Source organism: Rathayibacter sp. VKM Ac-2762 (genome assembly GCF_009866585.1).
GTDB lineage: Bacteria > Actinomycetota > Actinomycetes > Actinomycetales > Microbacteriaceae > Rathayibacter.
Map to the genome: position 1 here is coordinate 2,460,393 of NZ_CP047419.1, position 22,207 is coordinate 2,482,599.

Below are 22,207 nucleotides of genomic sequence, written 5' to 3' on the forward strand. Positions count from 1 at the left end.
CACGAGACCCCCGGTTCCGGCCGGGGGTCCCGTGCGTGATGGGCGATGTTCGCGGCGCCGGTCAGGGCCCGGTCAGGACCTCGGGCTCCGGAGTCATCGAGATGGTGGGGATCGAGGCGGTGATCACGGTGCCGTCGGAGCGGCGGGTGCCCTCGATGTCGGACGTGGTCGGCGCTCCGTGCAGGCGGCGGCCCTGGTGCGTGAGCGGGACGCGCACGGGGCTGCCGGCGGCGACGTGCACGCGCTCGTCGCGGACGGTGATCGCGGCGGAGTCGCCGGTCTCGACCGTCAGCAGGACCTCGGTCTGCGTCACCTCGACGCGCACGCGCGTGCCGTGGAGGGTGATGCGGAAGGCGAGGCGGTCCCAGTCGTCGGGCAGGCGCGGGTCGAGCGTGATCCGGCCGCCGTGGTCGCGCATCCCGCCGAAGCCGTAGACGAGGGCGCTCCAGACGCCGCCCGTCGAGGCGACGTGGATGCCGTCCGCGGTGTTGCGGTGCAGGTCGGCGAGGTCGACGAACAGCGCCGACAGGAAGTAGTGGCGGGCCAGGTCGCTGTAGCCGACCTCGGCGGCGATGATCGACTGCACGACGGCCGAGAGGGTCGAGTCGCCGGTGGTCAGCGCGTCGTAGTACTCGAAGTCGGCGCGCTTCTGCTCGGCGGTGAACTCGTTGCCCTGCAGCAGCAAGGCGAGCACGACGTCGGCCTGCTTGAGCACCTGGAAGCGGTAGATCACCAGCGGGTGGAAGTGCAGCAGCAGCGGGCGCTTGCTCGCGGGGGTGTTCTCGAGGTCCCACAGCTCCTTCTCGAGGAAGGCCGCGTCCTGCGGGTGGATGCCCGCCCGCGCGTCGAAGGGGATGTGCATCTTCTCGGCGGCGCGCGCCCACTCGAGCACCTCGCCCTCGTCGAGAGCGAGGCGGTCGGCCATCCGCTCGTACGCGGCGGGCTCGACGGCCTTCAGCAGCTCGACCGCGCGGGCGGCCGAGCGGAGGTTCGCCCGGGCCATGACGTTCGTGTACAGGTTGTCGTTGACGACGGTCGTGTACTCGTCCGGCCCCGTCACTCCGTGGATGTGGAAGTGGTCGTCGCCGTTGCTGCGCCAGAAGCCCAGATCGGCCCACATCCGCGCGGTCTCGACGAGGATGTCGATCGCTCCGCGGGCGAGGAAGTCGTCGTCGCCCGTGGCACCCACGTACTGCATGAGCGCGTAGGAGATGTCGGCGTCGATGTGGTACTGAGCGGTGCCGGCGGCGTAGTACGCCGACGACTCCTGACCGTTGATGGTGCGCCAGGGGAAGAGCGCGCCGCGCTGGTTGAGCTCGGAGGCGCGCGCCCGGGCGGCCTCGAGCATGTTCTGCCGGAAGCGCAGGGCGTTCCGGGCGACGAGGGGCGCCGTGTAGCTGAGGAACGGGAGGACGTAGACCTCGGTGTCCCAGAAGTAGTGGCCGCCGTAGCCGGAGCCCGAGACGCCCTTGGCCGCGACTCCGCCGCCGTCGGTGCGGGCGGTGGACTGGGCGAGCTGGAAGAGGTTCCAGCGGGTGGCCTGCTGGATCGCGGGCTGGCCGTCCAGCTGCACGTCGGAGCGGGTCCAGAAGTCGTCCAGCCACTCGCGCTGCTTGACGAACTGCTCCTCGACCGGCGTCTCGCGGGCGCGGTCGAGCGTGCGGTCGCAGCGGTCGGCGAGCTCGCGCACGGGCACGCCGCGGGAGGTGTGATAGGTCAGCGTCTTGACCAGGCGGACCGGCCGGCCGGCCTTGGCCTTCACGCGGTAGACGTGCTTGGCGAGGTCGTCGTCGATCTGGGAGGTCTGGTCCCACTCGTTCTCGGTCTCGAGCTGGTGCTCGGCGCCGCAGGCCACGGTCATCTGGGAGTTGGTGGTCCGGTAGCCGAGGAGGTAGCGGGTTCCGCTGACGCGCTTGAGGCGCGGCTGGAGCACGCGGTCCTCGAACGACTCCGCCTTGCGCGGGTCGAAGCCGGCCCCCTCGCTGCCGGAGGGGGCGTGGTACTCGTCCACGCCGTCCTGGCGGTTGAGGATCTGGCTCGAAATCAGCACGGACGCGTCGTGGTCGAGCATCTCGACCTCGTAGTCGAGGATCGCGAGGTGCCGGTCGGTGAACGAGACCAGGCGGCGCGAGCGGATCAGGACGCGCTTGCCGGAGGGGGTGCGCCACTCCAGCTCGCGGGTGAGCACGCCGTTCGCGAAGTCGAGGCGGCGCGAGTAGGCGAGGACGTCGGCCTCGCTCAGCACGAAGGGCTCGTCGTCGACGTAGAGGCGGATGATCTTGGCGTCCGGCACGTTGACGATGGTCTGGCCGACGCGGGCGAAGCCGAACGCCTCCTCCGCGTGGCGGATGGGCCAGGTCTCGTGGAACCCGTTGATGAAGGTGCCGTAGGCGTAGCCGTCGCGCCCCTCCTCCACGTTGCCGCGGAGGCCGAGGTAGCCGTTGCCGGTGGCGAAGAGCGTCTCGGTGCGGCCCTGCAGCTCGGAGGCGAACTCGGTCTCGACGAGGGCCCACTCGTCGATCGGGAAGCGGTTCCGGTCGAGCGGGTCGGAGGTGATGGGGTTCATGCGGCGTCCTCGGGGGCGGGAGCGGTGGGGAGGAAGGGGAGCAGCTCGGCCAGGTCGTCCACGACCAGGTCGGCGCCGTGCTCGAGCAGGGTGTCGGCCCCGACTCCGCGGTCGACGCCGACGACGAGGCCGAAGCCGCCCGCGCGGCCTGCCGCGACTCCGGAGTGCGCGTCCTCGAGGACGGCGCACTCGGCGGCCGGGAGGCCGAGGAGCTCGGCCGCGTAGAGGTAGGTGTCGGGCGCGGGCTTGCCGGCGATCGAGCGCTCGGCGGCGAGGAGCCCGTCCACGACGACCTCGAAGCGGTCGCGGAGGCCGGCCGCCTCGAGCACCGGCACGCCGTTGCGGGAGGAGGTGACGACGGCGACCTGCACGCCCGCGGCGATCGCGGCGTCGACGAAGCGGAGCGAGCCCGGGTAGGGAGCGACGCCGGTCTCGGCGAGGGTGCGGTTGAAGGCGTCGTTCTTGCGGTTGCCGAGCCCGCAGACGGTCTCGAGCGACGGGTCGTCCTCGGGCGCGCCCTCGGGGAGGGTGATGCCGCGCGAGGCGAGGACCGCCCGGACGCCGTCGTACCGCGGGCGTCCGTCGATGTACCGGAAGTAGTCGGCGTCGGTGTAGCCCTCGGCGATCCCGCGCGAGGAGAGGTACTCCGTGAACAGCCGCGACCAGGCCTGCATGTGGACGTCGGCGGTCGGCGTGAGCACGCCGTCGAGGTCGAACAGGAGCGCGCGGACGCCGCGGAGGGCGGAGGCGTCGGGGCGCGTCGGGGATGCAGTCACGGCGGGGAGGACCTCTGATCGGGGGCAGGCGTTCGGCGGTTCCGCCGATGACGGTCGTCCGCCGCGGACTGCAGGTATCGTATACGCCCCCCGGCCGCCGTGTGGAACCGTTTACACGTCCGTCATCTGCGCGCCGCCGGGGGCGTCGATCCGCTCGGGGGCGAGGCGGTGCCGCCCGAGGGGGAGCATCAGCGGGGTGCCCGAGGTCGGGTCGGTGATGATGCGGCTGTCGAGGCCGAACACGGCGAGCACCGTCTCCTCGGTGAGCACCGCGGCCGGGGTGCCGGAGGCGTGCACCGCGCCGTGCGCGATGGCCACGAGGTGGTCGGCGTAGCGGGCGGCCATGTTGAGGTCGTGCAGCACCATCACCACCGTCGTCCCGCGGGTGCGGTTGAGGTCGACGAGCAGGTCGAGCACCTCGATCTGGTGGCTGACGTCGAGGAAGGTGGTCGGCTCGTCCAGCAGCAGCACGTCGGTCTCCTGCGCGAGGGCCATCGCGATCCAGACGCGCTGGCGCTGCCCGCCGCTGAGCTCGTCGACGGAGCGGTCGGCCAGGGCGGCGGTGTCGGTCGCGTCGAGCGCGGTCGCGACGGCCTCGTCGTCGTGGGCGCTCCAGCGGCTCAGCATCCCCTGGTGCGGATGGCGGCCGCGGCCGACGAGATCCGCGACGGTGATGCCCTCCGGGGCGATCGGCGACTGCGGGAGAAGGCCGAGCGTGCGGGCGAGCTGCTTCGCCGGCGTCCGGTGCACGGCCCTGCCGTCGAGCAGCACGGCGCCGGAGCGGGGCGCGAGCAGGCGCGACATCGAGCGCAGGAGCGTCGACTTGCCGCAGGCGTTCGCTCCGACGATCGCGGTGATGCGGCCGGGCGGGACGACGAGGTCGAGGCCGTCGACGACGGTCCGGTCGCCGTAGCCGAGGGTGACCCCCTCGGCCGTCAGGGTGTGCGCGGTGGTCACAGTGAGCCTCCCGCTCTGTTGCTGCGGACGATGAGGTAGACGAGGTACGGCGCCCCGAGGACGCCGGTGACCACTCCGACCGGGTAGCGCAGGCCCAGCCCGAACTGCCCGACGAAGTCGGCGACGAGCACGAGCAGCGCGCCGACGAGGGCCGAGGGGATGAGGAGCGACGCGCCGGGCCCGATCAGGCGGGCGGCGATCGGGCCGGAGAGGAAGGCCACGAACGCGATCGGGCCGGCGGCGGCCGTCGCGAAGGCGATCAGCCCGACCGCCGCGACGATCACGACGAGGCGGGTGGCGTTCACGCGGATGCCGAGCGCGGAGGCGGTGTCGTCGCCGAGCTGCGTGGCGGAGAGATCGCGCGAGCGCGAGAGCAGGACGGGAGTGAGGACGACGACCGCGGCGAGGACCGGCACGACCTCGCTCCAGCTCGCGCCGTTGAGGCTCCCGGTGAGCCAGCGGGACGCCTCCTGCAGGTCCCACGCGGCGGCCTGCGAGAGCACGTAGGCGGTGAGGGAGTCGAGCATCGCGGCGACCCCGATGCCGATCAGGATCAGCCGGGTGCCGGCGACTCCGCTGCGGTAGGACAGGGCGTAGACGAGCAGGGCGACCACGAGTCCCGCGACGATCGCGAGGGCCGAGACCTGCGCCGCCCCGAGCGAGAGCGTCACGATCGCGAAGGCCGCGGCGGCGCTCGCCCCGGCGCTGATCCCGATGATGTCGGGGCTGGCGAGCGGATTGCGGAGCATGGTCTGGAAGCTCACTCCGCCGAGCCCGAAGCACAGGCCCACCAGCAGGGCGAGGACGGCGCGCGGGAGGCGGAGGCGCCCGACGGTGAAGCTCGCCCCGGGGACCTGCTCGCCGAGGATCACGCGCAGCACCTCGTCGGGCGAGTAGACGGTCTGGCCGACCAGCAGGGAGACGGCGAGGACGGCCGCGATCAGGACAGCGAGGACGGCGACGACGATCCGGCGGCGGGCCCCGCGGCGGCGGCGGCCGGCCGCGACGGCGCGGGCGGTGGCGGAGGGCGCCTCGACCAGCGCGGTCACAGCTCGCGCACCTTCTGGCGGCGGACGATCGCGATGAACACCGGGGCGCCGACCAGCGCGGTGACGATGCCCACATCGATCTCGCTCGGGCGCGCGACGACGCGGCCGACGATGTCGGCGGCGATCAGGAGCACGGCGCCGGTCACCGCCGAGAACGGCAGCAGCCAGCGGTGGTCGACGCCGACGAGGAGGCGGCAGGCGTGCGGGACGACCAGGCCGACGAAGCCGATGGGCCCCGTGACCGCGGTCGTCGCTCCGCAGAGCACGACCGCGCCCAGGGCGGCCCCGCCGCGCGCGAGGGCGACCCGCTCCCCCAGGCCCGCGGCGAGCTCGTCGCCGAGCGCGAGGGTGTTGAGGCTCTTGGCCGAGAGCACGCAGAGGACGAGGCCGGCCAGGAGGAAGGGGAGCACCTGCGCGATGCTCGCGGACGTGGCGCCGCCCACTCCGCCGATCTGCCAGGAGCGGATGCCGCCCGCGATGTCGGCGCGCGGCAGGACGATCGCGCTGATCACCGAGACCAGCGCGGCCGAGGTGGCGGCCCCGGCCAGGGCGAGCTTGAGCGGAGTCGCGCCGCCGCGCCCGAGCGACCCGACCGTGTAGACGAAGACCGCGGCGACCGCGGCCCCGCCGATCGCGACCCAGACGTAGGCGGCGGAGCTCGTCAGCCCGAAGAAGACGATGCCCGTCACGACCGCGAGCGAGGCTCCGGTGTTCACCCCGAGGATGCCGGGGTCGGCCAGCGGATTGCGGGTCACCCCCTGCATCAGCACGCCGGCGACGCCGAGGGCCGCGCCCGCGATCGCGGCGAGCACGGTGCGCGGGATGCGCTTGGCGACCGCGGCCTGCGCGAACCCGTCCGTGGACCCGCCGAACGCGGCGACCACGTCGCTCCACGCCACCTCCCGCGACCCCACCAGCACCGACACCACGGCGGCGGCGAGCAGCACGGCCACGGCCGCGAGCAGCCAGAGGGCGCGCAGCCGCCTCGGGCGGCGCACGGCGGCGACGCCCGAGGCGGCGGGAGGAGCGGCGAGGGTCACGCGGGTCGGATCCCGGCTCAGGCGGCCGGAGTGCTCTGCGCGGCCTTGGCGGCGGCCTCGTCGAGCAGGTCCAGGTAGTCGTCGAGGACCCACGAGATCGAGAGCGGCGTCGGGTTGGCGGCGGTGCCGAGCGGGGTGGAGGGCAGGCGCACGATGGCGTCGTCGGCGACCGCGGGGATCTGCGAGAGCAGCGGGTCGGCCTTGAGGGTGCTCACGAGCTCGTCGTCGCCGTAGGTGACGATCACGTCGACGTCGCTGAACGCGTCGGCCTGCTCGGCGCTCTGCGTGAGCGAGAACTTGTCGGTCGCGGCGGAGGCGGTCGCGATGCTGCCCGGGGTGGCCATGCCGAGGTCCTCGAAGAACGCGGGGCGGGTGTCGTGCGAGGTGTAGAAGCTGACCTGGCTGAGGTCGGTCGGGTCGACGTGGGTGAGGAACATCGCCGAGGTGCCGGCCAGCTGCGGGTGCGCGGCGACCTTCTCCTCGATCTCGCCCTCGAGCTCGGTGATCAGGGCGGCGCCCTCGTCGGCCCTGCCCATCGCCTCGCTGTTCAGCGTGATCATGTCGCGCCAGGAGGTGCCCCAGGCGGCCTCGGGGTAGGCGACGACGGGGGCGATCTCGCTCAGGGTGTCGTAGTCCTCCTGCGTGAGGCCGGAGTAGGCGGCGAGGATGACGTCCGGGTCGGTGTCCGAGACGGCCTCGAAGTCGATGCCGTCGGTCTCATCGAAGAGGACGGGGGTCTCGGCGCCGAGCTCGTCGAGCTTCTCGCTCACCCAGGGGAGGAGTCCGTCGCCGTCGTCGTCGCCGAAGTTGGCGGCGGCCATGCCCACGGGGACGACACCCAGCGCGAGCGGGACCTCGTGGTTGGCCCAGTTGACCGTCGCCACGCGCTCGGGCGCCGACTCGATGGTGGTGGTGCCGAGAGCGTGCTCGATCGTGATCGGCGTGAAGCCGCTGTCGGCGGCGGCGTCGTCTCCGGCGGCCGAGCCGCTGCAGCCGGCGAGGCCGATCGTCAGCGCGGTGGCGGCGAGCAGGGCGAGGGGCGTGGTGGCGCGGGGCATGGGTCCCTTTCGAGAGGCTGTGCGGGAGGCGGCGCAGGGTCCGAGTGGACCGGCACTAAGGACAGCCTAACCAAAGAATGTGCGTGCTCTCAGCCCCGATTCCTCGCCTCCCGAGGTCGGAGGCGCCCCGAGGCGCCGCTCGCGGAGCCCGGAGACGGCCCTGCCACGGCCGCGGACGTCACGCCGTCGCGAGCCTCTCGACGGTGCGCAGGTTCCGGGTCGTGGTGCTCGAGCGGTAGGCGGAACGGGCGAGGATCCTCGCGACCGGAGTGTCCGTCGAGGAGCCGCGCGGGCAGCGCCAGTAGAGGACACCGGCACCCCGGGCGACGAGCTCGACCGCCGGATCCGGCTCGCCGATCGCGGCCTGCGCGTCGTCGAGCGCCTCCTCGTCCGAGCCGAAGACGACGTACGGATGCGCCTCCTCGTCGATCCGCGGGAACGGGTAGGCGGCGAGCACCGCGGCGAGCGCCTCCTGCGTCACGAGCACGATCCAGGCGTCGTAGCCGAACCGCTCGGCGAGCGCCGCCTCGAGCGCGGGCTTCAGCTCGGCGGCCGGGCTGTCGGAGTCGAAGGCCGCGTTGCCGCTCGCGAGGACCGTCCGCACCCGGTCGACGCCTATCCCGGCGACCGTCTCGGCGAGCTCGGCGCTGCGGACGGTGCGGCCGTTGACGTTCACTCCGCGGAGGAGGGCGAGGAACCGGGTCATGCGGCCGACGGTAGCGTGACGGCATGGCGCGCGGAAGCGGACGACGACGACCCCGGCGGACCCTCGAGGAGGAGATCCAGCGGGCGAGCGAGCGCGGACCCGGGGCGAGGACGCGGGCGGAGACCGTCCCGCCCTCCGGACGCCGGCTGGTGGCGCCGCCCGCCTCGGGCACCTTGCTCCACGTCGACGTGGACGCGCTGGTGGCGCTCGCCGCGCGGGAGGACCTGCTGATCGCGCTGGAGCGGCGGATCGGCGAGCACGCGGTGGCCGCGACTCCGGTGCTCTCCTGGTGGTCGGCGACTCCGTCGGTCCCGGGCGAGGAGGAGGAGCGCCGGCTCGACGCGCTCGTGCTGCGGACGGTGGAGCTCGGGGCGGGGCCGGCCGAGGACGTGGACTCCCGGCTGCGGGAGCTGGCGCACGAGGGCGATCTGGACGAACTGGGCGCCGCACTGGCGCTGCTCGCGCGGGTCCCGGATCCGCCGGCGGCGTTCCAGGATCCGGACGGGTTCCTGCGCGTGACGGTCCCGGAGTCGCCGTTCGAGCGGCGGCTCGAGGTCCTCGCGGAGGCGCAGGGCCGGGCGGGCGAGCTGCTGGTGCTGCTGCGCGACTGCGCGTTCACCGCGACCCTGCCGCGGCGGCGCTCGGCGATCGCAGCGATGAGCGGGCGGATCCGCGCGGCCGCGGACCCGGGGCGCCTCGACTCCCGGCGGCTGGACGAGCTCGCGGAGGCGGTGGACGCGGCGCTCGAGAAGCGGTGGACCGTGCTCTGACGGCGGTCCGCGTTACGGGCGCGCCCGTCGCGGTGACCGTTCGCGCACCGGTTCAGCCCCCGCGCACCCCGGGTGAATAGGCTGGACGGATGCCTCTCACCGGTCTCGACCTCCGCCGCTTCCCCGCCGCCCTGAACGACGAGGGCGGTCCCGACGCCGCCACCGCCGCGTGGGCCACCGCGATCAACGCGGGCTTCCACGAGAAGGAGTTCACGCCGGAGAAGCTGCGGGACTGGGCCGAGCACATGGTCGCCGACCAGCGCGTGCTGACCGCGGTCGTCGACTCCTCCGCCCCCGAGGGACTCGACGGCGCGGGCGTGCCGGTCGGCACCTACGCGGCGTTCCCCGGGGCCCTGCAGGTCGGCGGCGGACGCGAGCTGCCGGCGCACCTCGTCTCGCAGGTGACCGTGCGGCCCACGCACCGGCGCCGCGGCATCCTGCGCGCGATGATCACCGAGGACCTGCGCCTGGCGAAGGAGGCCGGCACCCCGGTCGCCGCGCTCACGGCGAGCGAGGCCTCCATCTACCGCCGGTTCGGCTTCGGCCGCTCGGCCTTCACCCGCTCCATCCGCGTCGACACCGGGCCGCGCTTCGGCCTGCAGACCGAGCCCGCCGGCCGCGTCGAGGTGGTCGCGACGAGCTGGCTGCAGCCGCGCATCCCCGCGGTGTTCGCCGCGTTCCAGGCGTCGACCCCCGGCTCGCTCACCCGGCAGTCGCGCTACGAGGCGAACTCCGTCGGCACCGCGTCCGGCGAGACCACGCCCGGCCTCGACGTCCGCTCGGCCGTCCACCTCGACGAGGAGGGGACGCTCGACGGCTTCGTGACCTACCGCGCGGTCGGGCCCGAGGACGACAAGACCCTCGAGATCGTCGACCTCGTCGCCCCCGGCGCCGACGCCTACCTCGCGCTCTGGGGCTACCTCGGCGCGGTCGACCTCGCCTCCGCGGTGACCTGGGACATGGCGCCGGTGGACGACCCGCTGACCTGGGCGCTCCGCGACGCGCGCGTGGTGCAGGTGAGCCACGTGGGCGACCTGATCTGGCTGCGGATCCTCGACGTCGCCGCCGCGTTCTCGGCCCGGCCGTGGACCGCTGACGGCTCGGTCGTGGTCGAGGTGGCCGACGGGCTCGGGCTCGCCGACGGCCGCTACCGCCTCACCGCCTCGGGCGGCTCCGCCACCGTGGAGCGCACCGGGGACGAGGCCGAGCTCGCGCTGGACGTGGCCGACCTGGGCTCGCTGCTGCTGGGCTCGGTGCGGCCGTCGATCCTGGCGAAGGCCGGGCTGGCGCGCGTCACGGGCGAGGCGGGGCGGATGGACCGCCTGTTCGCGCCGATCGCGACGCCGTACTGCATCTCGTTCTTCTAGGGGGCACCGCCCGCTCGGCGGCACCGCCCTCTCGGCGGCAGCGCGCGGCCGGCGGTGTCCGGCTCCCGCGCCGCCGCCGCCGCCCCCGCGCATCCGCGGCCGCCGCGGACTGCCAGCCGCCTCCGGGCGTCCGCGCATCCCGCGTCGGTCATGCTGGAGGACCCGTCCCCGACACCGGCAGGAGTTCCGCGTGGGTGCATCCGTGATCGTCGACGTCATCGTCGTGCTGAGCCTCATCGGCGCGCTCGTCGACGGTCTGCGGCGCGGCCTGCTCAGGACCCTCGGCGGTCTCGCGGGGATCGTCGCGGGCGCGATCGGCGCCTCGTTCGCCGTGCCCGCCGTCTCGTCGTGGACGGCCGGCAGCGAGTGGCGCCTGCTCGCCGTGATCGGCACCGCCGTGCTGCTGCTGGGCGTCGGCTACGCGATCGGAGCGACGCTCGGCGCGGTCATCGGCCGCGGAGCCGACCGCGTGAAGCTCGGCCTGCTCGACCGGCTCGCGGGCGGCGTCGCCGGCGTCGCGATCTCCGGCCTGGTCTGGATCGCTGTCACCTCGGCCGTCTCCCTCCTCGGCGTCCCCCTCGTCACGACCTCGGTCGCCGGCTCGACGGTCATCCGCACGATCGACGACCTCACCCCCTCCCCCGTCCGCGCCTTCCTCGCCCAGCTGCAGTCGACCGTGGTCGACGAGGGCACGTCCTGGGTCGTCGAGGCGCTCGACGCTCCGACCCAGGCGCCCGCGATCCCGGACGTCTCGACCGACGACCCGGAGGTCGCCGCCGCCACCCGCTCGGTCGTGCGCGTCTCCGGCACTGCCTGGGCCTGCGACGTCGGAGTGACGGGCAGCGGCTTCGTCGTCTCGGACGACCGCGTGATCACCAACGCGCACGTGGTCGGCGGAGTCTCGCAGCCGGTCGTCGAGGCGCCGGGCGAGGCCCCGCGCACCGGCCGCGTCGTCTACCTGGACCCGGCCGCCGACCTCGCCGTGATCGCCGTCGACGGGCTCGACGCCTCCCCGCTCCCGCTCGACGACGCCGTCGCCGCCGGGGACGACGCCGTGGTCGCGGGCTACCCCTTCGGCGGCCCGCTGACCCTCGGCTCGGCCGAGATCTCCTCCGACGCCACGGTCTCGCTGATGGTCGACGGAGCACCGACCTCACGGGAGGTCCTGACCCTCGCCGCCGTCGTCAACCAGGGCAACTCGGGCGGCCCGCTGCTCTCCCTCGAGGGCACCGTGTCGGGCGTCGTCTTCGGCAAGGCCGCCTCCGTCGACAACGTCGGCTACGCCATCCCGCTCTCGGTCCTCACTCCCGTGGTCGAGCAGGCCGCCTCGCTGACGGATGCCGTCGATCCGGGGGCCTGCCGCTCGAAGTGAGCGGTCACGGCAGCGGTCCGTCGACCAGCACGAGGGTGAGGTCGTCGAGCCGCACCGTCTCGGGCCGCGCCGACTCGAGGTAGGCGGACACGCGCGGATCGACGGGGAAGCGCGCCGACCGCTCGATCGCGATGGCGACGATCCCGGCGGACGACGGATCGGTCGTCACCCGGTCGCCGATGTAGGGCACGTAGACGCCCGAGGACATGCCCTGCGCGAGGACCAGGCCGCCGTCGAGGCCGCGCTCGCGCAGCACGTCGGCCACCCGCGCGATCCCGGTCGGCCGCTCCTGGGCGATCCCCGCCGAGGTGGCGATCGCGATCACGAGAAAGGCGGCCAGCAGCACCGCGCCGGCGCCGCGGGCGAGGGGCGCGGGCAGCACGATCCCGCCGCGCAGCGCCTCCGCGATGCCGACGCCCGCCAGCGCGCAGAGGAGCCACGCCCACGCCGCGTAGTAGTGCGGCAGCGCGACCGAGCTGATCGCCAGGTGGAACACGAGGAGGAGCAGCGTCGCGGCGCCCAGGTAGAGCACCAGCGCGCGGCGCCGCGGAGCGAGCAGGGCCAGCAGGGTCCCGAGGAGCAGCACGGCGAGCGCCGCCGGCCCGATGCCGACGACCATGAACCAGAGGTTCGCCCACCAAGGAGGGAAGACGTACGCGGTCCCGGCGACCTCGATCAGATGGCCGTCGGCGTTGTGCTCGGACTGGAACTCGAGCAGGTACCGGACCGCCTCGACCGGGTGCACCGGCAGGTAGGCGAGCACCCCGGTGACGACGAACGCGACGGAGAGGGCGAGGCCGCCCCGCAGAGCCCGGGCCCTGCTCCCCGACCACAGCAGCGGCAGCAGGAGCACGGGCGCGAGGACCGCGGTGGTCAGCTTCGAGGTGACCGACAGCGCCAGCAGCGCACCGGCCAGCGCGATCAGCCATCCGCTCCGCCTGCCCGGGGAGGCGCGCGACCAGGTCCACGCCGCCGCCATCGCCGCGACGGCGAAGAGCACCATGAACGGCTCCAGGAGCGCGAGGCGGTCGATCCGGGTGCCGGCGCCCACGGCGGTGCGCGGGAGGAGGAGGAACAGGCCGGCCGGGACGAGCGCGAGCGTCGGGCCGAGCTCGCGCCGGAACCAGAGCCAGAGCACCACCCCGGTGAGGAACGCGGCCGCGCCGGCGGCGATCCTGCCCGCGAGCAGCCCCTCGCCGAGCAGCACCTGCGCGAGCCCGATCAGGTACTTCGCCGTCGGCGGATGCTCGAGGTTCGCGCTCACGTCGCCGTGCAGGTAGTCCCACCCCGCGGCGAGGTACACGGGCTCGTCCGACGAGATGTTCGCCGCTCCGAGGTTCCCGAAGCACTGGTAGAGCCCCCACAGCACGGTCCCGATCAGAGCCGCCCGCTTCACCCGCCCGATCCTAGGCGCCGGTGCCCGCACCGCTCCACCGGAGGGCCCGGGCCCCGGCGACCGCGGCGGGTAGGATCGACGCGCATCCCGTCCCCCTCCCCTGGAGCCTCCAGCACATGGCAGACAGCCGCACCGCCGTTCCCGACACCACTGCGAACGCGGAGGCGACGCCCGAGCGGGAGCAGCCCTACGCGGCCCTCGGACTCAAGCCCGACGAGTACGCGAGCATCCGCGAGATCCTCGGCCGCCGCCCCACGAGCGGCGAGCTCGCGATGTACTCGGTGATGTGGAGCGAGCACTGCTCCTACAAGTCGTCGAAGATGTACCTCCGCCAGTTCGGGCAGAAGGTCTCCCCCGCCATGAAGAAGAACCTCATGGTCGGCATGGGCGAGAACGCCGGAGTGGTCGACGTCGGCGAGGGCTGGGCCGTCACCTTCAAGATCGAGAGCCACAACCACCCGAGCTACATCGAGCCCTTCCAGGGTGCGGCGACGGGGGTCGGCGGCATCGTCCGCGACATCATCTCGATGGGCGCCCGGCCGGTCGCGGTGATGGACGCGCTGCGCTTCGGGGCGATCGACGACCCCGACACCGCGCGCGTGGTGCACGGCGTCGTGGCCGGCATCTCCTTCTACGGCAACTGCCTCGGCCTGCCGAACATCGGCGGCGAGACCTACTTCGACTCGGTCTACCAGGGCAACCCGCTCGTCAACGCGCTGGCCGTCGGCGTCCTCCGCCACGAGGACCTGCACCTCGCGAACGCCCGCGGCGTCGGCAACAAGGTCGTGCTGTTCGGGGCGCGCACCGGAGGCGACGGCATCGGCGGCGCGTCGATCCTCGCCTCCGACACCTTCGCCGACGGCGGACCGACCAAGCGCCCCGCGGTGCAGGTCGGCGACCCGTTCGCCGAGAAGGTGCTCATCGAGTGCTGCCTCGAGCTGTTCCGCAAGGACCTCGTCGAGGGCATCCAGGACCTGGGCGCCGCGGGCATCTCGTGCGCCACCTCGGAGCTGGCCTCCAACGGCGACGGCGGCATGTTCATCGAGCTCGACTCGGTGCTGCTGCGCGACCCCTCGCTCACGGCGGAGGAGATCCTCATGTCGGAGTCGCAGGAGCGGATGATGGCCGTCGTCACGCCCGAGAAGCTCGACGCGTTCCTCGAGGTCGTCGGCAAGTGGGACGTCGAGACCAGCGTGCTCGGCGAGGTCACCGACTCCGGCCGCCTCATCATCAACTGGCACGGCGAGGAGATCGTCAACGTCGACCCGCGCACCGTCGCGGTCGACGGCCCGGTCTACGAGCGCCCGATCGAGTACCCCTCCTGGCTCGACGCGCTGCAGGCCGACTCCTCCTCCCGACTGCCCCGCTCGACCGGCGGCGACGCGCTGCGCGCCGAGACCCTGGCGCTCCTGGGCTCGGCGAACCTCGCCGACAAGAGCTGGATCACCTCGCAGTACGACCGCTACGTGCTCGGCAACACCGCGCTCAGCTATCCCGACGACGGCGGCATGGTCCGCGTCGACGAGGAGTCGGGCCTCGGCTTCGCGGTCGCGACCGACGCGAACGGGCGCTGGTGCCAGCTCGACCCGGCGCAGGGCGCCCGCCTGGCGCTGGCGGAGGCGTTCCGCAATGTCGCCGTCACCGGAGCGACCCCGGTCGCCGTCTCGGACTGCCTCAACTTCGGCAGCCCCGAGAACCCCGAGGTGATGTGGCAGTTCCGCGAGGCCGTGGGCGCGCTCGCCGACGCCTGCCTCGAGCTCGAGATCCCCGTCACCGGCGGCAACGTCTCGTTCTACAACCAGACCGGCGACGTGCCGATCTTCCCGACCCCCGTCGTCGGCGTCCTCGGCGTGATCGACGACGTCGCGCGCCGCATCCCCTCCGGCTGGCAGGACGAGGGCGACAACCTCTACCTCCTCGGCACCACCCGCGACGAGCTCGACGGCTCGGCGTGGGCCGGCACGATCCACGACCACCTCGGCGGGCTGCCCCCGCAGCTCGACCTGGCCGCCGAGCGCGCGCTGGCCGAGCTGATCTCGGCGGGCGCGAAGGAGTCGCTCATCGCCTCCGCTCACGACCTCGCCGACGGCGGGCTCGTGGTGGCGCTGGCCGAGTCGGCGCTGCGCTTCGGCGTCGGGGCGCGCATCTGGCTCGACGAGCTGATGGAGCGCGACGGCGTCGACGCGACGGCCGCGCTGTTCTCGGAGTCGACCGGCCGCGTGCTCGTGTCGGTGCCGCGCGAGGACGACGTGAAGTTCCGCGGGCTCTGCGAGGGCCGGGGCTACCCGGTGCTGCGCATCGGCGTGACCGACGCGGCGACCCCCGCGGTCGAGGTGCAGGGTCTCTTCACGCTGCCGCTGGACGAGCTGCGCTCGGTGAACGGCGCCGTGCTGCCGCGCCACTTCGGCTGAGCCTCCGGGCGATCCGAGTCCGCAGGAGTCGCGGTGGTCGAGCTGGACCACCGCGACTTCTGCGGTATCGGCTCCGCTCCGGAGTTCCGTGATTACGGAATGTTTGCAATAGTGGAGGCATGACCTCCTCCCGAGACCTCGCCGGCGAGGTCGACGAGCTCCGAGCGCGGCTGGACCGCCTCGAGCGCGCCGACACCCCCGCCGCGCCCGCCGCCGACGATCCGCTCTGGGCCCTGACCGCTCTCCGCGAGCGCCTGCCCTCTCCCGGCGGAGTCGTCTTCGCCGGCTCGGTCGCCACTCCGGCCGGCTCCGTCGAGTGGCAGTACGGCCTCAGCACCGACGCGTTCTTCGAGCGCGACTGGGGAGCGAGCCCCGGGCCGACCGCGCTCGCCGCGCTGGGCAGCCCCGTGCGTCTGCGGTTCCTGCAGGCGGTGGCCGGCGGAGTCGAGACCGTCGCGCAGCTCGCCGAGAGCGAGGGCGCGGGCACCACCGGGCAGATCTACCACCACGTCAACCAGCTGGTCGCCGCCGGCTGGCTGGAGGCGCGCGGCCGCGGCCGCTACGGGGTCCCGCCGGAGCGCCTCGTCCCCCTGCTCGTGATCCTGCTCGCCTCCGGAGGACCCCGATGACCCGCCGCCGCCTCGCTCTCGCCGCCGCCTCCGCCGCGGCCGTCGTCCTGCTCGGCGGAGTGCTGCTCCGTCCCTCCGCTCCCACCCTCTCGACCGAGGCGACGGGCGACGCCGAGATCGCCGGGTGGCTCCGGACCGACGTCGGAGACGGGGCGCGGAACCACCTCGTCGCCGCCGTGATCACGCCCGACGGCGTGCGCTACGGCGGACTCGGAGCCGACGAGCGGACCGAGGTCGAGATCGGCTCGGTCACCAAGACGATGACCGCGCTCCTCCTCGCCCGGAGCGCCGTCGAGGGGACGGTCGGGCTCGAGGACCCCGCCGCGGAGCACGCCGACGTCGGCGGCTTCACCGGGACGCTCGAGGAGCTGGCGACCCACCGCTCCGGCCTGCCGCGCCTCCCCACCGGTGTCGGCGACCTCGCCTCGACGCTGTTCGCCCAGCTGCGCGGCACGGACCCCTACGCGGGCTGGTCGGCCGACGACGTCCTCCGGCAGGCCGCCGAGGCGGACCAGGGCGAGCACGTGCACGCCTACTCGAACCTCGGTGCGGCGGTGCTGGGCCAGACGCTCGCCCGCGCCGAGGGCCGCGACTACGCCGACCTCCTCCGCGAGCGCGTCCTCGCTCCGCTCGGGATGTCCGCGACCTCCGTCCCGGAGACCGCGGACGCCCTCCCCGCCGACGCGCCGACCGGCTTCTCGGAGAGCGGGCGGTCCGTCGACGCTTGGACGATGGCGGGCTACGCGCCGGCGGGCGGCGTCCGCTCCACGGCGGCGGACATGGCCCGCTACGCGCAGGCCCTCCTCACCGACGACCCCGCGCTGGGCGTGCCCGCGGCGAGCGTCCTGGATCCCCGATTCGACGCCGACGGGGCGCGGATCGGCCTCGGCTGGTTCACCTCGGAGTCGGAGGACGGCGGATCCGTGACCTGGCACAACGGAGGGACCTCCGGCTACTCGACGATGCTCGCGATGGACCGGGAGCGCGGCGTGGCCGTGTTCGTCAACGGGGACACGGCGAGCTCGGTCGACGAGCTCGGTCTGCGCCTGCTGGAGCGCGCCGGGGAGGAGTCGTGATGATCGCCTCGATCCTCGTCCTGCTCGTCGTCGCGTTCACCGTCGGCCGCTTCGCCCTGGGGAGCGTCCCCCGGCGCCGGGCGGCCGGGCTCCTCGACCGCGACCGCGTCCGGACGCTCGCCCGCGGCGTCGAGGCCGTCGCCGTGCTGCTGCTCGGGCGGGCGCTCGTCGACTGGTCGGCGCTGACGCTGCTCCCCTGGGCCGCGCTGGTGGCTCTCACCGCGGCCGGGGCGGCCGGCGCCGTGCTGCGCTGGGGCGGGCTGCCGTGGTTCGAGGATCCGGCGCGCCGCCGCTCGCGGACGACCGGGCTCGCGGCGACCGTCGCCGTGTCGGCGGTCCTGATCGGCGTCCTGGGCTGAGTGCCGCGCACGTGCCGTCGGATCCGCGCCTTCCGCGGTGGTCGCGTGCTGCTGCGAGGCGGGAGGAGTGGCGGCGGGCGTCGGCGGCGTCAGCCGGTCTGCGCGGGGAGGTCGTCGGGCTCGGCGTTGTCGAGGACGCGGCCGTTCTGGTCGCCGACGCTCAGGACGGTCGTCGGGCGGAGGTTGAGGGTGTCGCCGCCGTAGAGGCTGTCGATGTCGACGCCGTCGCGGCGCACCGAGTTCAGCGCGGAGAGGTAGTCGAAGCTGATGCAGAACCGGTCCGCGATCCGCTCGCTGATGTCGCCCGCTGCCACCAGGTAGGAGGCCGGGGCGCCGTCGGAGGCGGTGCTCGCCGTCCCGGTCGCGCCGACGCGGGTGCCGCGGTCGCGCACGCGCTCGAGGTCGACGCCGTCGAGCGTCCCCTCGTCGAGCGCCTGGACGACGCACTCGCCCGAGACGTCCTCGACCGGTGCGGGAGTGGTCGAGACGCTCGGCACCGGCCGCGGCGTGGACTCGGCTCCGGCGGCGGGCGGCGCCGTGGAGGCGGTCGGCTCGGCGGGTGCGGCGGCGGGGCTCGTCGCCTCCGCCGTGCAGCCGGCGAGCAGGACCACGGCGGAGAGGGCGATCACGAGGCGCTGCGTCGTCCGGACCATTCCGCGACTCTAACCCGGCACCCGGGCGGCCGGGCGCCACCGCGCCCAGCGGGCCGCGGGCGATCCGGTCGAGGCCGCTGGACCCGGCCGACGCGCAGGCCCGAGGCGGGGAGCGGGGCGGCCCCTGGACGGCGCGCCCCCGATTGACCTCCCCCGTCGATCGCACCCATGCCGAGCACCTGTTGGACACGCGGCCCGAACCGGAGTCGACTGGGACCATGCAGTACACGCACCTCGGCCGCACCGGCCTGTCCGTCTCCCGCACCGTCCTCGGCACCATGAACTTCGGCATGCAGACCGAGGAGAACGACTCGTTCGCGATCATGGACCGCGCGCACGAGCTCGGCGTCAACTTCTTCGACACCGCCAACGTGTACGGAGGCGAGGCCGGCCGCGGCGCCACCGAGGAGATCGTGGGCCGCTGGTTCGCGCAGGGCGGCGAGCGCCGCGAGCGCACCGTCCTCGCGACCAAGGTCTTCGGCGACATGGGCGAGTTCGCCGCTCCCGGAGCCGAGCGCGGCCGCGACTCCTGGCCCAACGGCGGCCGTCTCTCGGCGCTCACCCTGCGCCGCGCGCTCGACGAGAGCCTCCGCCGCCTGCAGACGGACCACATCGACCTCTACCAGTTCCACCACGTCGACCGGTCGACTCCCTGGGACGAGATCTGGCAGGCGATGGAGGTCGCCGTCCAGCAGGGCAAGGTCCTCTACGTCGGCTCCAGCAACTTCGCCGGCTGGCACCTCGCCCAGGCGCAGGAGGCGGCGCGCGCCCGCCACTTCACCGGCCTCGCCTCCGAGCAGTCGATCTACAACCTGCTCGTCCGCGACGTCGAGCGCGAGGTCCTGCCCGCCGCGCTGCACTACGGGCTCGGCGTCATCCCCTGGTCGCCGCTGCAGGGCGGACTGCTGGGCGGCGTGCTCGAGAAGACCGCGGAGGGCGGGCGCCGCTCCTCCGAGCGCACCCTCGCCGCGATCGAGGAGCACCGTCCCGCGCTCGAGCAGTGGGAGGCGTTCGCCCGCGAGCGCGGCGAGGCGCCCGGCGAGCTGGCGTTGGCGTGGCTCCTCCACCAGCCCGCCGTCACCGGTCCGATCACCGGGCCGCGGACGCTCGAGCAGCTCGAGAGCGCCGTCGCCGCCGTCGACATCACCCTCGACGCCCAGGCCCTCGCGCGCCTCGACGAGATCTTCCCCGGCCACCGGACCGCCCCCGAGGACTACGCCTGGTGACCACCCACCCCACTGCGAAGGAGCATTCATGAAGCAGCGCACTCTCGGCGACCTCCAGGTCGGCGCGATCGGACTCGGCGGCATGCCGATGTCGATCGAGGGCCGCCCGGACCGCGAGCGCTCGATCGCCACGATCCACGCCGCCCTCGACGCCGGCGTGACCCTGATCGACACGGCCGACGCCTACCACCTCGCCACCCAGGACGACCTCGGCCACAACGAGCTGCTGATCGCGGAGGCGCTGCGCAGCTACGGCGGCGACACCTCCGCCGTGCTCGTCGCCACCAAGGGCGGCCACCTGCGGCGCGAGCCCGGCCCCTGGGACCAGGACGGCCGCCCCGAGTACCTCAAGGAGGCGGCCCGCGCGTCCGCGAAGCGCCTCGGCGTCGACGCGATCGGCCTCTACCAGTACCACCGGCCCGACCCGGCGGTCCCCTACGCCGACTCGATCGGAGCGCTGGCCGAGCTGCTCGACGAGGGCGTCGTCCTCCGAGCGGGCATCTCGAACGCCGACCCTGACCAGATCCGCGAGGCGCACGGCATCCTCGGCGAGCGCCTGGTCTCGGTGCAGAACCAGTTCTCGCCGTCGTTCCGCTCCAGCGAGCCGGAGCTCGAGCTCTGCGCCGAGCTCGGACTGGCGTTCCTGCCGTGGAGCCCGCTCGGCGGCATCTCCTCGGCGGGCGAGCTCGGCTCGCGCTACTCCGCGTTCGCGGCGGTCGCCGAGGCCCGCGGCGTGACGCCGCAGGTCGTCTGCCTCGCCTGGGAGCTGGCGAAGGCCCCGGTCGTGCTGCCGATCCCGGGCGCCTCCCGCCCCGAGAGCATCCGCGACTCCGCCACGGCGGCCGACCTGGAGCTCACGCCCGAGGAGCTGGCCTCGCTCGACTGAGCCCGTTCAGGACGGAGGAGGGATCCGGTCGAGGCACCGGTCCGACGCGGATCGCGGGATCTCGGCGCTGGTCCCTCCTCCGTTGCGAGCGCGTTCCGACTCAGACCGCGTCCTGCAGCGGCTGCGGGAGGGCCGAGACGAACGCGCGGGCCGCGGCGCTCGGCCGTTCCGGCACCGCCACCATCGTCCGCCACACCAGGAGCGGATCGGCGAGCGCCACCGCCCGCAGCCCGGCCGGGCGCTTCTCGGCGAAGTGCGCCGGCACGACCGCGATCCCCATGCCGTACTCGACCAGGTCGAGCAGCGTGTGCACGTCGTTCACCTCGAGCTCGACCTCGAACGCGAGGCCGTGCGCCGCGAACGCCCGCGCCGCGAGGTGACTCGCCGCCCAGTGCTCCTGCAGCCCCACGATCGTCTCGCCCGCCAGGTCCGGGATGCGGCAGCCGACGCGGCTCGCGAGCGGGTGACCCGGGCGCACGAGCACCGCGAAGCCCTCGCTCGCCAGCGGCATCGTCCGCACGCCGCCCGGCACGGCTCCGATGTCGGCGACCAGCGCCAGGTCGAGGCGGCCGGCGGCGACGGAGTCGAGCAGCGTGCCGGACCCCTCGTGGATCAGCCGGAGCGCGACTCCCGGGTGCTGCTCGCGGAAGTTCGCGAGCTCGCGCGGCAGGTGCACGCCGCCGAGGCACTCCTCCGTGCCGACCGCGAGGCTCCCGCGGAGCACCCCCTGCACGGCGAGCACCGCGTCGCGGGCGGCGAGCGCGCTGGCGACCGAGCGCTCCGACTCCGCGAGCATCGCCCGACCGGCCGGCGTCAGCTCGACCCGGCGCGTGCTGCGGGTGAAGAGGGGGCTGCCCAACTCGCTCTCGAGCGCGCGGATCGACGCCGAGAGGCCCGACTGCGAGATCTGCAGGGCGCTCGCGGCGCGGGTGAAGTGCTGCTCCTTCGCGACGGCGAGGAAGTGTTCGAGCTGACGCAGTTCCATGGGTCCATCCTCGTCGCGCGGGCGGAGGAGCGGGGACCGGACCCGGCACTCCCCAGCGGCCGCTCGGCCTCCCGGTGCGGAGCCGGCCGTCTGGTACGGCGGCGGCCGTCGCGAGGGCCGGCCCGGCTCAGGCGTCGGCGGACGAGATCGCGAGGACGATCGCCGTCAGCGTCGCCCGCAGGCGCTCGAGCGACGCGGGCTCCGACTCGTCCTCGAGGATCGACTGCTTGACCGCGTCGTCGTAGCCCGCCACCAGCAGGCGCACGGCGGTCGTCGGCTCGAGGGAGAACTCGCGGCGCACCTGGCGCAGCGCCCCGTGCACGATCTGCACGAGCGAGGCGTCGAAGCCGGCGCGGAAGTCGCGGTACTGCGGAGCGATCCGCGGGTCGCGGAGCGCGAGCAGCTCGAACTCCGACTCGACCACGCACCAGCGGCGGTTGTCGGTGGCAGGACCCTGGAGGAAGTCGAGGATGACCACGGCCAGCGTCTCGGCCGTCAGCGGCTCGTCGGCCGAGACGACGCGCGGGATCGTGCGGTCCATCTGCTCGACGAGGGCCGTCACCCGGGCGCCGTTCTCCCGCTCCATGAGCGCGAAGAACAGCTCCTCCTTGCTGGAGAAGTTGGAGTAGAAGGCGCCGCGCGAGAACCCGGCGCGCTCGCAGATCTGCTCGACGGACGCGCTGTGCACGCCGGTCTCGGCGAAGACGTCGTAGGCCGCGTCGAGCAGGCGCTCGCGGGTGCGGCCGCGGCGGGAGGTCTCGGGAGGGGTGGAGTCGATCGCCGTCATCACCAGCCTCCTGCCCGCCCTGTCAACACCTTCGACGCCGTTCACCTTATCCGATACATTCACGTATCGAATACGGTCCTGTATCGGATACGCTCGTGTATCGGAGCCCGGCTCCGCCCTGGTACAGAGACGTATCGC

The 22,207-nt window shown here is 73.9% G+C and carries 20 protein-coding genes; 9 read left to right on the forward strand and 11 right to left on the reverse strand.

The genetic code is table 11. From position 1 onward, the window contains the following. Positions 1-61: 61 nt before the first annotated feature. From GTU71_RS11590 to GTU71_RS11620, 7 genes are all read right to left on the reverse strand, one after another. The gene (locus tag GTU71_RS11590; protein ID WP_104222738.1) at positions 62-2,566 is read right to left on the reverse strand and encodes a glycosyl hydrolase family 65 protein; all 2,505 of its coding nucleotides are present in this window, start codon (positions 2,564-2,566) and stop codon (positions 62-64) included. Continuing rightward, positions 2,563-3,342, reverse strand: coding sequence for a beta-phosphoglucomutase family hydrolase (locus GTU71_RS11595; protein WP_159940174.1), 780 nt, complete (start codon positions 3,340-3,342; stop codon positions 2,563-2,565). Before GTU71_RS11595 ends, GTU71_RS11590 begins: the two co-directional genes overlap by 4 nt. A 111-nt stretch (positions 3,343-3,453) precedes the next feature. Further along, positions 3,454-4,299, reverse strand: coding sequence for an ABC transporter ATP-binding protein (locus GTU71_RS11600; RefSeq protein WP_104222740.1), 846 nt, complete (start codon positions 4,297-4,299; stop codon positions 3,454-3,456). After that, entirely contained in the window at positions 4,296-5,348 is a 1,053-nt protein-coding gene (locus GTU71_RS11605; protein WP_244230540.1) for an iron chelate uptake ABC transporter family permease subunit, read from the reverse strand. Before GTU71_RS11605 ends, GTU71_RS11600 begins: the two co-directional genes overlap by 4 nt. Beyond that, positions 5,345-6,388 carry an iron ABC transporter permease gene (locus GTU71_RS11610; RefSeq protein ID WP_104222742.1) on the reverse strand — a complete coding sequence of 348 codons (1,044 nt, stop codon included), beginning with the start codon at positions 6,386-6,388 and terminating at the stop codon, positions 5,345-5,347. Before GTU71_RS11610 ends, GTU71_RS11605 begins: the two co-directional genes overlap by 4 nt. Positions 6,389-6,405: 17 nt before the next feature. Continuing rightward, the gene (locus GTU71_RS11615; protein WP_159940176.1) at positions 6,406-7,446 is read right to left on the reverse strand and encodes an iron-siderophore ABC transporter substrate-binding protein; all 1,041 of its coding nucleotides are present in this window, start codon (positions 7,444-7,446) and stop codon (positions 6,406-6,408) included. Positions 7,447-7,624: 178 nt separating this feature from the next. Continuing rightward, positions 7,625-8,152 (reverse strand): DUF1697 domain-containing protein, encoded by a 528-nt coding sequence (locus tag GTU71_RS11620; RefSeq protein ID WP_159940178.1) that lies wholly within the window; start codon positions 8,150-8,152, stop codon positions 7,625-7,627. Positions 8,153-8,175: 23 nt separating this feature from the next. Between GTU71_RS11620 and GTU71_RS11625 the strand changes: the two genes are divergently transcribed. The 3 genes from GTU71_RS11625 to GTU71_RS11635 all read left to right on the forward strand — a co-directional run bounded on the left by GTU71_RS11625 (position 8,176) and on the right by GTU71_RS11635 (position 11,661). Beyond that, positions 8,176-8,922, forward strand: coding sequence for a DUF2254 family protein (locus GTU71_RS11625; RefSeq protein WP_159940180.1), 747 nt, complete (start codon positions 8,176-8,178; stop codon positions 8,920-8,922). Positions 8,923-9,011: 89 nt separating this feature from the next. Further along, on the forward strand, positions 9,012-10,289 hold the full coding sequence (locus GTU71_RS11630; RefSeq protein WP_104222746.1) for a GNAT family N-acetyltransferase: 1,278 nt from the start codon (positions 9,012-9,014) through the stop codon (positions 10,287-10,289). Between the two features lie 190 nt (positions 10,290-10,479). Continuing rightward, positions 10,480-11,661 carry a MarP family serine protease gene (locus tag GTU71_RS11635; RefSeq protein WP_244230541.1) on the forward strand — a complete coding sequence of 394 codons (1,182 nt, stop codon included), beginning with the start codon at positions 10,480-10,482 and terminating at the stop codon, positions 11,659-11,661. 4 nt (positions 11,662-11,665) lie between these two features. Here GTU71_RS11635 and GTU71_RS11640 read toward each other — a convergent pair whose 3' ends face one another. Then, entirely contained in the window at positions 11,666-13,057 is a 1,392-nt protein-coding gene (locus GTU71_RS11640) for a glycosyltransferase family 39 protein (RefSeq protein WP_159940182.1), read from the reverse strand. A gap of 116 nt (positions 13,058-13,173) precedes the next feature. Here GTU71_RS11640 and purL point away from each other — a divergent pair, with 116 nt between their 5' ends. The 4 genes from purL to GTU71_RS11660 all read left to right on the forward strand — a co-directional run bounded on the left by purL (position 13,174) and on the right by GTU71_RS11660 (position 17,532). Next, positions 13,174-15,468, forward strand: coding sequence for a phosphoribosylformylglycinamidine synthase subunit PurL (purL, locus tag GTU71_RS11645; protein ID WP_104234263.1), 2,295 nt, complete (start codon positions 13,174-13,176; stop codon positions 15,466-15,468). Between the two features lie 119 nt (positions 15,469-15,587). Next, positions 15,588-16,097, forward strand: coding sequence for a winged helix-turn-helix domain-containing protein (locus GTU71_RS11650; RefSeq protein ID WP_159940184.1), 510 nt, complete (start codon positions 15,588-15,590; stop codon positions 16,095-16,097). Continuing rightward, positions 16,094-17,173, forward strand: a complete 1,080-nt coding sequence (locus tag GTU71_RS11655; protein WP_159940186.1) for a serine hydrolase domain-containing protein — start codon at positions 16,094-16,096, stop codon at positions 17,171-17,173. Before GTU71_RS11650 ends, GTU71_RS11655 begins: the two co-directional genes overlap by 4 nt. Continuing rightward, positions 17,173-17,532 carry a hypothetical protein gene (locus tag GTU71_RS11660; RefSeq protein WP_104225688.1) on the forward strand — a complete coding sequence of 120 codons (360 nt, stop codon included), beginning with the start codon at positions 17,173-17,175 and terminating at the stop codon, positions 17,530-17,532. Before GTU71_RS11655 ends, GTU71_RS11660 begins: the two co-directional genes overlap by 1 nt. A gap of 89 nt (positions 17,533-17,621) precedes the next feature. Here the strand turns inward: GTU71_RS11660 and GTU71_RS11665 are convergent, their stop codons facing one another. Continuing rightward, the gene (locus GTU71_RS11665) at positions 17,622-18,185 is read right to left on the reverse strand and encodes a hypothetical protein (protein WP_159940188.1); all 564 of its coding nucleotides are present in this window, start codon (positions 18,183-18,185) and stop codon (positions 17,622-17,624) included. Positions 18,186-18,403: 218 nt separating this feature from the next. Here GTU71_RS11665 and GTU71_RS11670 point away from each other — a divergent pair, with 218 nt between their 5' ends. Together GTU71_RS11670 and GTU71_RS11675 are read left to right on the forward strand one after the other, a co-directional pair. Continuing rightward, the gene (locus GTU71_RS11670) at positions 18,404-19,411 is read left to right on the forward strand and encodes an aldo/keto reductase (protein ID WP_159940190.1); all 1,008 of its coding nucleotides are present in this window, start codon (positions 18,404-18,406) and stop codon (positions 19,409-19,411) included. Positions 19,412-19,439: 28 nt separating this feature from the next. Further along, positions 19,440-20,297, forward strand: a complete 858-nt coding sequence (locus GTU71_RS11675) for an aldo/keto reductase (protein WP_104239446.1) — start codon at positions 19,440-19,442, stop codon at positions 20,295-20,297. 100 nt (positions 20,298-20,397) lie between these two features. On the opposite strand, the gene GTU71_RS11680 is transcribed toward GTU71_RS11675, so the two are convergent. Beyond that, a complete protein-coding gene (locus tag GTU71_RS11680) occupies positions 20,398-21,282 on the reverse strand; it encodes a LysR family transcriptional regulator (protein WP_104247471.1) in 885 nt (294 codons plus the stop codon). A 127-nt stretch (positions 21,283-21,409) separates the two neighbouring features. Further along, positions 21,410-22,069 carry a TetR/AcrR family transcriptional regulator gene (locus GTU71_RS11685; RefSeq protein ID WP_104234269.1) on the reverse strand — a complete coding sequence of 220 codons (660 nt, stop codon included), beginning with the start codon at positions 22,067-22,069 and terminating at the stop codon, positions 21,410-21,412. Positions 22,070-22,207: the final 138 nt, after the last annotated feature.